At 46.0% G+C, this 10,470-nt stretch carries 9 protein-coding genes, 8 tRNA genes and 1 rRNA gene; all 18 read right to left on the reverse strand.

Features of this window, described 5'->3' with window-relative positions; all coding sequences use genetic code 11:
• Positions 1-24 precede the first annotated feature (24 nt).
• On the reverse strand, positions 25-669 hold the full coding sequence (gene hisG / locus OIU26_RS20015) for an ATP phosphoribosyltransferase (RefSeq protein ID WP_264217788.1): 645 nt from the start codon (positions 667-669) through the stop codon (positions 25-27).
• Positions 666-1,871: an ATP phosphoribosyltransferase regulatory subunit gene (locus OIU26_RS20020; RefSeq protein ID WP_264217789.1), complete on the reverse strand. Its 1,206-nt coding sequence runs from the start codon at positions 1,869-1,871 to the stop codon at positions 666-668. Before OIU26_RS20020 ends, hisG begins: the two co-directional genes overlap by 4 nt.
• A gap of 224 nt (positions 1,872-2,095) precedes the next feature.
• A complete protein-coding gene (locus tag OIU26_RS20025) occupies positions 2,096-3,247 on the reverse strand; it encodes an acyltransferase (protein WP_013368794.1) in 1,152 nt (383 codons plus the stop codon).
• Between the two features lie 143 nt (positions 3,248-3,390).
• On the reverse strand, positions 3,391-3,888 hold the full coding sequence (locus tag OIU26_RS20030) for an acyltransferase (protein ID WP_165084348.1): 498 nt from the start codon (positions 3,886-3,888) through the stop codon (positions 3,391-3,393).
• Positions 3,885-4,538, reverse strand: coding sequence for a pyrophosphatase PpaX (gene ppaX / locus OIU26_RS20035; protein ID WP_165084346.1), 654 nt, complete (start codon positions 4,536-4,538; stop codon positions 3,885-3,887). The genes OIU26_RS20030 and ppaX overlap by 4 nt, the downstream gene beginning before the upstream one ends.
• Positions 4,535-5,590: a prolipoprotein diacylglyceryl transferase gene (gene lgt, locus OIU26_RS20040; protein ID WP_013368791.1), complete on the reverse strand. Its 1,056-nt coding sequence runs from the start codon at positions 5,588-5,590 to the stop codon at positions 4,535-4,537. Before lgt ends, ppaX begins: the two co-directional genes overlap by 4 nt.
• Before the next feature lie 43 nt (positions 5,591-5,633).
• Positions 5,634-6,572: an HPr(Ser) kinase/phosphatase gene (gene hprK / locus OIU26_RS20045; protein WP_013308232.1), complete on the reverse strand. Its 939-nt coding sequence runs from the start codon at positions 6,570-6,572 to the stop codon at positions 5,634-5,636.
• A gap of 349 nt (positions 6,573-6,921) precedes the next feature.
• The gene (locus OIU26_RS20050) at positions 6,922-8,046 is read right to left on the reverse strand and encodes an ABC transporter ATP-binding protein (protein WP_013368790.1); all 1,125 of its coding nucleotides are present in this window, start codon (positions 8,044-8,046) and stop codon (positions 6,922-6,924) included.
• A gap of 103 nt (positions 8,047-8,149) precedes the next feature.
• The gene (locus OIU26_RS20055; RefSeq protein WP_264217790.1) at positions 8,150-9,292 is read right to left on the reverse strand and encodes a helix-turn-helix domain-containing protein; all 1,143 of its coding nucleotides are present in this window, start codon (positions 9,290-9,292) and stop codon (positions 8,150-8,152) included.
• A 157-nt stretch (positions 9,293-9,449) separates the two neighbouring features.
• A tRNA-Lys gene (locus tag OIU26_RS20060) sits at positions 9,450-9,522 on the reverse strand.
• A gap of 7 nt (positions 9,523-9,529) precedes the next feature.
• Positions 9,530-9,615 (reverse strand) — tRNA-Tyr (locus OIU26_RS20065).
• Positions 9,616-9,624: 9 nt separating this feature from the next.
• Positions 9,625-9,697: transfer RNA gene (locus OIU26_RS20070), tRNA-Phe, on the reverse strand.
• 77 nt (positions 9,698-9,774) lie between these two features.
• A tRNA-Asp gene (locus tag OIU26_RS20075) sits at positions 9,775-9,851 on the reverse strand.
• Positions 9,852-9,870: 19 nt separating this feature from the next.
• A tRNA-Thr gene (locus tag OIU26_RS20080) sits at positions 9,871-9,946 on the reverse strand.
• Positions 9,947-9,950: 4 nt separating this feature from the next.
• Positions 9,951-10,026 (reverse strand) — tRNA-Val (locus OIU26_RS20085).
• Between the two features lie 10 nt (positions 10,027-10,036).
• Positions 10,037-10,113, reverse strand: a tRNA-Met gene (locus OIU26_RS20090).
• A 28-nt stretch (positions 10,114-10,141) separates the two neighbouring features.
• Positions 10,142-10,233: transfer RNA gene (locus OIU26_RS20095), tRNA-Ser, on the reverse strand.
• 132 nt (positions 10,234-10,365) lie between these two features.
• Positions 10,366-10,470 (reverse strand): 23S ribosomal RNA (locus OIU26_RS20100); the annotation flags it as partial.

A 10,470-nucleotide genomic window follows, 5' to 3' on the forward strand; every position in this document is an offset into this window, starting at 1 on the left:
ATCCCCTTAATGCCTTTAATGCCTTTAATCCTTCGGTACTACTTCAGTTGGAATCACCTGATGCAATCGATCACACAATGCCTGAATCGGACCATTTTTCATCCGGTAACTGACCCGGTTGGCAATCAAACGACTGGTAATATCTAGTATGTTAATCTGCTCAACCAATCCGTTCTCCCGCAAGGTCTGCCCCGTCTCCACCATATCTACAATGCGATCTGCCAGACCAATTAACGGCGCTAGCTCGATGGAGCCATTCAGCTTAATGACCTCCACCTGCTGACCTTGCTCCCGAAAATACTGGGAAGCCACATTTGGATATTTGGTTGCGACCCGCTGACGAATACCTGGTTGCCAATCGGGTAAAGCAATCACCGACATCCGGCAACGGGCAATCCCCAGATCCAGCAGCTCATATACATCCTTGTTTTCTTCCAGCAAAACATCCTTACCTACAATGCCGATGTCAGCTGCACCGTACTCCACATACGTAGGAACATCCACGGGCTTCGCCATAATAAATTCCATCCCCAGCTCAGGCAATGGAATGACCAGCTTGCGGGTTTCGTCCACATCCAGTGGAATTGGAACCCCTGCCTGGCGAAACAACTTGGAAGCCTGCTTATAAATCCGTCCCTTCGGCATGGCTACCTTCAATGTTTCCGTCATGGCAATTCCCTCCTTTGTACGGGCTGTCTTCCTTCAGCTGTGTAGCTGTATACCTCTGCGTACAGATCCTGCTGCTCACGACGTCGATCTTCCGGTCCCCCCGTGAGTCCTGTCACCACAGTAAGCCCCTCTGCACGTAGCTGTGCCGCTGCAGATAACGCCTCTCGACGTTCCTGCTCGTCATAACGAATAAGTACAGGACGCTTCGTCTCAATTGCAATACCATCCACACCATCGACGATTCGGTTCGTCTTCAATGCGAATCCCGTTGCTGGTACAGATCGCCCAAACTGCTGAAGCAGATTGTCATAACGACCTCCGTTGCATACCGGGAACCCGATTTCCGCTGCATAGCCCTCAAAAGTCATTCCTGTATAATATGAAAAATCACCGATCATGGTAAGGTCAATTAACACATGCTCAGATACGCCGTATGCCTCCAGCACTTCCCACACCTCGCATAAATGTGCAATGGATTGAATCGTCTGTTGCTCCACACTAAGGCGGGTAGCCTGCTCGCAAATTTCCTTCCCGCCACGCAGCCGAAGAATGGCCTCCAGCTTATCGCGATGCTCGGGCGCCAAACCTAAAGCTTCAATCGCCGTTCGGTAGCCCACTACATCACGATTGAGCAACAGTTCTTTTAGTGCTTGCTGTTCAGCCTGTCGACCTGGAATAATTTCCTCAAACAACCCGTTCAGGAATCCCACATGTCCCATGGCGATTTTAAAAGAGGTAACACCCGCTGCCTGCAATGATGCAATGGCCAATGCTACAACTTCTGCATCAGCCTCAGGTGAGTCATCCCCTACCAGTTCCACGCCTGTTTGGAAAAACTCTGCCTCTCTTCCTGCCTCTTCCTCAATCGCTCGAAATACATTGGCGTGATAGGAAAGGCGAAGCGGTACTTCCTCTTCCTTTAGCAACGAAGATACCACCCGTGCAATTGGAGCAGTCATATCAGAACGAAGTACCAACGTAGTCCCTCGGTTGTTGAGCAATTTAAACAGCTTCCGATCAGAAGTAGAGCTAGCTACTCCTACCGTATCGTAGTATTCCATCGTAGGCGTCATAATCTGACGGTAACCCCAACGTTCCATACAAGCGAGTACATTCAGTTCAATGGCCCGCAGCTTCGACACTGCACGTGGAAGGTAATCCCGAACCCCTATAGGAATCTCGAATCCTTTTGGCTTAGACATCTCTATCACCTCATGATTTCAATATCTTTATCATGGTAAAGTGCTAACAAACTAAAGTATATTCGATATATTATCATGCCCTACTTATGAACGTCAACCAAACGAAGCAGCCCATTTTTACAGCTTAGACAATCGCTGCCCCTCTCCATATTTTATCCAATACAAAATGCATGAATCCTAAAAAAAGACTGTCAGCCTTAAGCCAACAGTCTAAGTCAAAATATTTAGCAGTTTGCCTGTTCATCTTTACTCTGGGATGGAAACTTCGGAACTGTGCCCAAACCGATCCATGAAAATGGTACATATCGAAAAAACAACGTCACAATCAGCCATGATCCAAACAGCGCCAACACCCATCCGCCAGCAACAGAGAAGACATATTCTATCGGTGTACCATGCAAATCCAGTTTGCGATACACTCGTAATAACGCCGGATGAAGTAAATATATACCGAAAGAACATGCTCCCAGCCAACTGATGAACATTCGCAGTCTATCACTAGTATGACGATATAATAAAACCGATAACTGAAACAGCACCAATGCAGATACGAGAGCATATGCATTATGTAGCAGTTCATAGACCAGCGAGTCCGCATAAATGGCTTTGCGGTAGGCTATAAACCATATTTGTACATAAACGATCCCGAGTAATAACCAAGCCGCCCACAGGGCCCACCAGCTGATCAACTGGCCGCGACCCATTACCGTACCTGGGACTGGAAAAAGCCACTTTTTAAACCCTTCATATCCAATCGCTACAGCGGCACCCAAGGCAAAGTAACTGATATACGTAATTGCAAGGCTTCCTCTCTCCTCTTGCCAAACATATTTGTTCAGCAGTACAAACCCCCATTGAATGACCAACCCTACTGCCAAAATGACAAAAGCTGCTCTCCGTGGACTCGATATCCAATGACGTAAACGCTGCACTCCCCACAACAGTAGCGGAAAGACCAAATAAAATTGGATGATAATAATAACATAATACAAATGCGTATACGCCTTTCCCGTTAGCAGCACGAGCGGAAGATCACTAAGCGGCATCAACCCACGTGTCACCAAGGTCAAATAGTACATAAGAGAAAATAAAACGTAGGGTAACACAATAAACATCAGTCTTTTTCGAAAAAACAAAAGCATACTCTTTCCACGAAGTGGCCGATCGACATAATTGTAAAATAAAACAAAACCGCTCACAAAAATAAATACAGGCACTGCAAAGCTGCTAAACATATTTAAAAATAAAAAGGGATAAAACAATAGAGAATGACGCGCATCAATCAATGCCATTGAAGTCGCATGAATGGTAATGACGGCCGCAATTAATATTCCCCGGTAAATATCAAGCTCTGGTATACGTTCTTTTTTGACCAAATCAACACGCTCCCATATCGCCTTGCAAAAATATTTATTATCAATTTTTAAACATAACCAATATGCATTACCCCACTTATTATACAGAAAAACAGCACAAGAAAGACCCCTTAACACATAAGGGGCCTTTCTTATCGTGCTATTTACTTTTCATCCACACCAGAGCGTCTTAAATCACGCAACGGATTACCGCCTACAAATGCACCTGCCGGTACATCTTTATGCACAACCGCTCCGGCCGCTACAACAGCTCCGTCACCGATGGTAACACCCGGCAATATGGTTGTATTCGCGCCGATCAGCACACGATCCCCGATCACCACTTTACCGATGCGATACTCCTGTATAAGGTATTCATGAGCCAGTATGGTCGTGTTATATCCAATGACCGAATTGTTCCCGATCGTAATATGCTCTGGGAAAAAAACATCCACCATCACCATCAGGCCAAAAGCAGCATGTTCCCCCACCTTCATCCCCAGTATTCTGCGGTAAATAGCATTTTTCAGAGAAAGCACAGGACAATACCGGGCAATCTGTATAAAAATGAAGTTCTTAATGCCTTTCCAAGGGCTCACCGTCCGATAAATTTGCCACAACGCATTGGGACCTTCTACAGGATAGCGGTTCACCTTTCTCACGATACATTGACACCTTGAAGCTCCAGCTTCAGCAGATCCCTCATATCATATAGCATGTAGTCTGGTCCATATCCGCGCAAAGTTTCCTCACCCTTGAGCGACCAGGCCACCCCAGCAGATTTCACACCTGCCGCCTGAGCTGACAAAATATCAAAGGAACTGTCACCAACCATCAACGTATGTTCCGCTTTAGCATTTAAACCTGCCAAAGCCTTGAGCACTGGCTCCGCGTGAGGCTTCGGATGTTCCACATCGTCAACCGTCACAATGTAATCCATAGACGAAGTCAGATCAAACAGGTTAAGTACACGCATCGTGGATGGTCGTATCTTGGTTGTCACAACCCCTAGCTTAATTCCTCGTGCGCGCAGCTCCTGAATAACCTCAATAACATGTGGAAATGGCTTCACCATTTGATCATGATGAATTTGATTATAAGCACGGTAGTCTTTAATTAGCCCAGATACATCCGTTAATCCCGTAAAAGTACGGAGTTGATCGTCCAGTGTTCCCCCCATATGAGGAATAATATGCTCCCGCGTTAGCGGATCAGCATCTGGATGGTTCAAAATGTGTAAAAATGTGCTGATAATCAACTCATTCGTATCCATAATGGTACCGTCTAAATCAAACAAAATCGTATTTATCATAGATGCTCCTTCTTGTCCTCATCCGTGTCTTCCTTAGATAGCTTATCCACCGTGGCAGTTGGAGAAACCGCATCCTGTCCAGGACGGGACACCTGTTCTGGCGTCACATCAGGTACCTGATCAATCCCTGTCTTGCTGGAGACAATCGGGTCGCTATATCTCGCAACGGCTGAGCCCTTCCGACGACGAACCAAGATGAAAATCACAGCAGCTACAATGATGAAAATAGCAAGCAACTGTGAGATCCGTACGTTACCGTAATTCGGATCCAAGTACCCCGGTTCAAACCCTAGCCATACCATAGGGGACCACAGAGCATTCACAAAGGAAGCCAGCCAGTCCGGTCCCTGAAAGGCCAAGCTGTCCGTCCGCACCCGCTCGATGAAAAAGCGACCAATAGAGTACCAAATGAAGTAAAATGCAAACATTTCACCCGCACGTACAAATTTCATCCGGCGAATCACAAGCAGCAAAATCACGCCTACAATACTCCACAGCGATTCGTACAGGAACGTAGGGTGATGAAACACCCCGTTAACGTTCATCTGATTCACAATGAAGTCCGGTAGATGTAGCTGATTGCGCAAAAAAGTCTCTTCCGTTGGTCCACCGTAAGCCTCTTGATTGACAAAATTACCCCAGCGTCCAATCGCTTGACCGATTAATAGACCCGGCGCACAAATATCAGCGATACGCCAGAAGTTATACCCTTTATAGCGGAAATAAATAACCGCACATATAATGGCACCAATCAAGGCACCATATATCGCGATACCGCCGTTCCAAATTTTAAAGACATCCCATAGATTATCTCGGTAGTCTTCCCATTTGAAGGCTACATAATAAATACGCGCTCCAATAATGGCCGATGGAACACCCAGAAGCAGCATATCCATAAAGAATTCCTGCGGAATACCGAATCTTTTTCCCTCACGGATGGCGAGATATAAACCCACAAGTGCCGCCAGCCCCAAAATAAGCCCATACCAATGGACCTTGATTGCCCCGATTGAAAAAGCAATCGGATTCAGCAGTAATGTTGCCGTTGACATATGTTTCTCTCACTCCTTGTTCTTCCTTGCAACCGAACGAACCTTAATCCATCTCTTCCATATCTTCAGAAATCGTCGCAGTCAGCTTGTTTGTAAATTGCAGAGCTGCATTAACGCCCATTTGTTTCAACCGATAGTTCATGGCCGCTACCTCGATAATAACAGCCAGATTTCGGCCCGGACGTACTGGAATCGTAACGAGTGGAACATCTGTATCAATAATGCGTGTGGTTTCTTCATCGAGACCGAGACGGTCATACTGCTTGTCCTGTTGCCATGCCTCCAGACGGACAACCAATGTAATCCGCTTATTATTACGAACTGCACCAGCACCAAACAGTGTCATCACATTAATAATGCCCACGCCACGAATTTCAAGCAGGTGACGAATTAGTTCAGGTGCTGTTCCATGCAACTGAAAGTCGGACGTTTGCCGGATTTCTACCGCATCATCTGCTACCAAGCGATGCCCACGTTTAACAAGTTCCAGTGCTGTTTCACTCTTACCAATTCCACTACTGCCAGTGATAAGCATTCCCACGCCATACACGTCACACAGTACACCATGAATAGTCGCCGTAGGTGCCAGCTTTCTTTCCAGAAAACCTGTGATCCGGCTTGATAAAATCGTCGTCGCCATATTGGTTCGCAGTACAGGAATATCTCGCTCTGCGCTTGCCTCCACTAACTCGGCCGGTACCTCCAGGCCACGTGTGATGATAATACATGGAGTCAGCTCTGTACACAAACGCTCCATCCGATCCCGTCGCTCCTCAGGAGGCAGCATACCCAGAAAAGCCAGCTCAGACCTTCCCAAAAGCTGTACCCGCTCCTGTGTATGATATTCAAAATACCCGGCCATCTCCAGGCCTGGGCGATTCAAATCGTCCACGGTGATCAGTCTGCGCAGACCTTTTTCACCGGAAATAACCTCCATTTGAAACTGCTGTACAAGCTCGGATACCTTTACCTGTTTAGCCATTGTATTCTCTCCTTCATCTGCAAAAACCGGATTCTATACGCCATTTGATTTATGTAGCATTATTCTATTAACCATACAAACCCACGCAGCCTATCCTGAATGAGTCCACACTTCACTTGATTTAACAATAGGATTCCAGGCTATCCCTATCCCGACAGTTGGATCTCCAAGCCCCAATCTAGGACTTATGCCAACGAACCTTGTCTGAATCTAAACCTGCACCATTGTACACCCATCGTATCGGAATTTTCCATTGAATGCAATGCCAAAGCTAGTAGCGGATATCATATACAAAAGAGTCGCAGTTCTCCGCTTGGGGAAAACTGCGACTCTCTTCCAGAGGCTGATCTTATTCGCCAACCAGAATGCTCAATTCCGATTCCTTATCAAAAATATGAACTTTGTTCATATCAACAGCCAACTTCGCCTTGACACCATCACGAGTATTGGAACGTCCGTCTACACGGGCAATAATCGTGTCGTTTCCGGCACCGCTCAGGTACAACAGCATTTCATGACCGAGGTTTTCCGTTACATCCACAGTGGATGTAAAGATCGTATTCGGAGAAGCCTCTAAGAATACAGGCTCTTCATGAATATCCTCAGGACGAATGCCCAAGATCACTTCTTTGCCAATGTAGCCTTTCGCTTTCAAAATCTGTCCCTTACCTTCAGGTACAAACAGATCCAGACCTGGTGCTGCGAAATGCAACGCACCTTCTTTCTCAACCAGCTTACCCGAGATAAAGTTCATCGTAGGAGAGCCGATAAAACCAGCAACGAACAAATTCACTGGACGGTTGTACAGTTCATCCGGGGATGCAGCTTGTTGAATGATACCATCCTTCATAACTACAATCCGATCACCCATCGTCATGGCTTCAACCTGATCATGTGTTACATAGATAACGGTCGTTTCCAGACGCTTAGCCAACTTCGTGATTTCCGCACGCATCTGACCACGCAGCTTAGCATCCAAGTTGGACAGTGGCTCATCCATCAAGAAGACTTGTGGATCACGTACAATCGCACGACCCAAGGCAACACGCTGACGCTGACCGCCTGATAACGCTTTCGGCTTGCGATCCAGCAGATGCTCAATATCAAGGATTTTAGCCGCTTCACGTACACGTTTATCAATTTCTTCCTTTTTAACCTTGCGGAGCTTCAGACCAAAGGCCATATTTTGGTATACGTTCATATGCGGATACAAGGCATAGGATTGGAATACCATCGCGATATCGCGGTCTTTTGGAGCCACATCGTTCACAACACGATCACCAATGTACAATTTACCGTCTGAAATTTCCTCCAAACCAGCAATCATACGAAGTGTAGTAGACTTCCCACAACCGGAAGGACCAACCAATACGAGAAATTCTTTATCTTGAATGTCCAAATTGACATCAACAACCGTAGCTTTTTCTGCACCTGGATATTTCTTAAAAATATGCTCTAAACGTACGCCAGCCATAGCTTTTGCCTCCCCAAGGTCAAGTTTTGAAATCGAATACATTTTCTACTTGTATCTTACCCTAGTACCCAAAGTATGACTATTCGCAAACTGCACAAAAATGCTATTTCCTTTTTGTCACTTTGTACAATAGTAGATATAGTTTGACCAAAACCGCATCATTAAACGTCCTCACGTCCAATCCGGTCTCCTGTTTAATCTTGTCCAAACGGTAAATCAACGTGTTTCGGTGAACATACAGACGCTTGGCTGTCTCACTCACATTACAATCCAGTTGAAAAAAGATATCTAATGTAGCCATCGTTTCTGAGTCTTCCAGTATGACAGATGACTTCATTACTTGCTCCAAAAATAGCACACGTTGTTCCTTGGGAATGCGATTTAACAGTCTCTCCAAATGAAGCTCCCATGAAAGGTGGATGTGCTCTGTTACATGAAAAAGCTTGCCAAGATGGATCGTCTCCCATAATAAATTCAGCTCGTGGGGAAGACTTTGCAAAGGGATCGAGGGCTTGGAAATCGCCAAATGGAATACACCGACCCATTCATTCGCGATAAGTTCATATAACCCCAAGCTAAAAGCCGTAAGTACCTCCTCCAGCGGTTCCGCAAAATCTGCCTCTCTGGTCTCAGTATCTTTATCCCGTTCATCGTCGGCTCCTAATAAAAGCTCCTTTTTAGCGAGAATCAGCCAAGATTGTTCGTCTAATGGAGTAAGCAGCACATCCCCTCCAAAATAGCTCGCTAACAATCGATGAAGCTGCGTATAGGTAATAGCTCCATCCTGTGTTCCCTCACCATTTAGCAAAAACGGCACCATACACGCTGATAGCGGATCACGAAGTTCTAATTCAGCAGGAACCTCTTCTTTACTGTTTAGGTTGGCTGCCTGCTGTATGAGCCATTGTCCAAAACGACTCATCCGCTCTTCCTCGCTATAAGCCCGGTTGACCGACAAGCTTGGACCATTGTGCCAAACTTGTTCCATGTTCCCCAGTAGCGCTTCTATCAACTTCCGTTCTCGATCCGACAAGTATCTGGCCTCTACTGCAAAAGCAGCCAGTTCACCTGCCGATGCACGAAACGGAAAATATAATTTATTCTCACTAACAAATGATCTATCCGGTATGACTGAATCCGTTGTTTCTCCTTCTGCCATCATTTCTGGGCACCAAGGCACTATGGTAAAAGGCGCTTGAATTATATTCTGAAGCTGTTGCTGAATCCACTCTGTATTCAAAGTCACGCGATCACCACTTCACTTTTTTTAGAATATAGATAAACACTAAGCGAACATAATGAACTTATTATAACCTGTCGATACCTTAAAACAAAAAGCTATATAAAAACATAATTTAAAACAATACAAAAAAAGCCATCAACTTATAGTTGATGACTTCTGATGAGCCATGAAGGACTCGAACCTTCGACACCCTGATTAAAAGTCAGGTGCTCTACCAACTGAGCTAATGGCTCATAAAACTGGTGGAGGATGATGGATTCGAACCACCGAACCCGTAAGGGAGCAGATTTACAGTCTGATGCGTTTGGCCACTTCGCTAATCCTCCATATAAAGGTGGCTCGGGACGGAATCGAACCGCCGACACGAGGATTTTCAGTCCTCTGCTCTACCGACTGAGCTACCGAGCCATATCCATTGCAAAAAAATAAAGTGCGGAGGGATACCCCTTCCCACTTTAGTACGCTGAAAATATTAAACTGAAAAATGGCGGAACTGACGGGATTCGAACCCGCGATCTCCTGCGTGACAGGCAGGCATGTTAGGCCTCTACACCACAGTTCCCTATATTTTTCAAAAAAAATGGTGCCGGCGAGAGGACTTGAACCCCCAACCTACTGATTACAAGTCAGTTGCTCTACCAGTTGAGCTACACCGGCACAATGGTGGAGGCTGAGGGGATCGAACCCCCGACCCTCTGCTTGTAAGGCAGATGCTCTCCCAGCTGAGCTAAGCCTCCTGGGTATGTATGGTAGCGGCGGAGGGGATCGAACCCCCGACCTCACGGGTATGAACCGTACGCTCTAGCCAGCTGAGCTACACCGCCATAACATAATTCACTAGCTTGTCCTAAATGGCGGAGAGAGAGGGATTCGAACCCTCGCACCACTTTCGCAGTCTAACCCCTTAGCAGAGGGTCCCCTTATAGCCACTTGGGTATCTCTCCATATGAATGGACTTGCTTAGTGAAATTTTACAAGATATTCAGATTATCAGCAAAGTGAATTTGAATATCAAGCGTAATTCCAAGGTGTTACACCCTGAAAACTGGATCCGAAACTTCCTTGCGCCTTATCTTTAGGATAAGCCCTCGACCGATTAGTATTGGTCAGCTCCATGCATTACTGCACTTCCACCCCCAACCTATCTACCTCGTCGTCTTCAAGGGGTCTTACTAATTGGG

The sequence above is a fragment of the Paenibacillus sp. BT-177 genome, from assembly GCF_025846815.2.
Taxonomy (GTDB): Bacteria; Bacillota; Bacilli; order Paenibacillales; family Paenibacillaceae; genus Paenibacillus; species Paenibacillus polymyxa_C.

Bases quoted from the DNA above. Each gene is read 5' to 3' on its own strand.
- OIU26_RS20050 (WP_013368790.1), bottom strand. From the start codon at position 8,046: ATGGCTGGCGTACGTTTAGAGCATATTTTTAAGAAATATCCAGGTGCA.
- OIU26_RS20020 (WP_264217789.1), bottom strand. From the start codon at position 1,871: ATGTCTAAGCCAAAAGGATTCGAGATTCCTATAGGGGTTCGGGATTAC.
- lgt (WP_013368791.1), bottom strand. From the start codon at position 5,590: ATGTCAACGGCAACATTACTGCTGAATCCGATTGCTTTTTCAATCGGG.
- ppaX (WP_165084346.1), bottom strand. From the start codon at position 4,538: ATGATAAATACGATTTTGTTTGATTTAGACGGTACCATTATGGATACG.
- hprK (WP_013308232.1), bottom strand. From the start codon at position 6,572: ATGGCTAAACAGGTAAAGGTATCCGAGCTTGTACAGCAGTTTCAAATG.
- hisG (WP_264217788.1), bottom strand. From the start codon at position 669: ATGACGGAAACATTGAAGGTAGCCATGCCGAAGGGACGGATTTATAAG.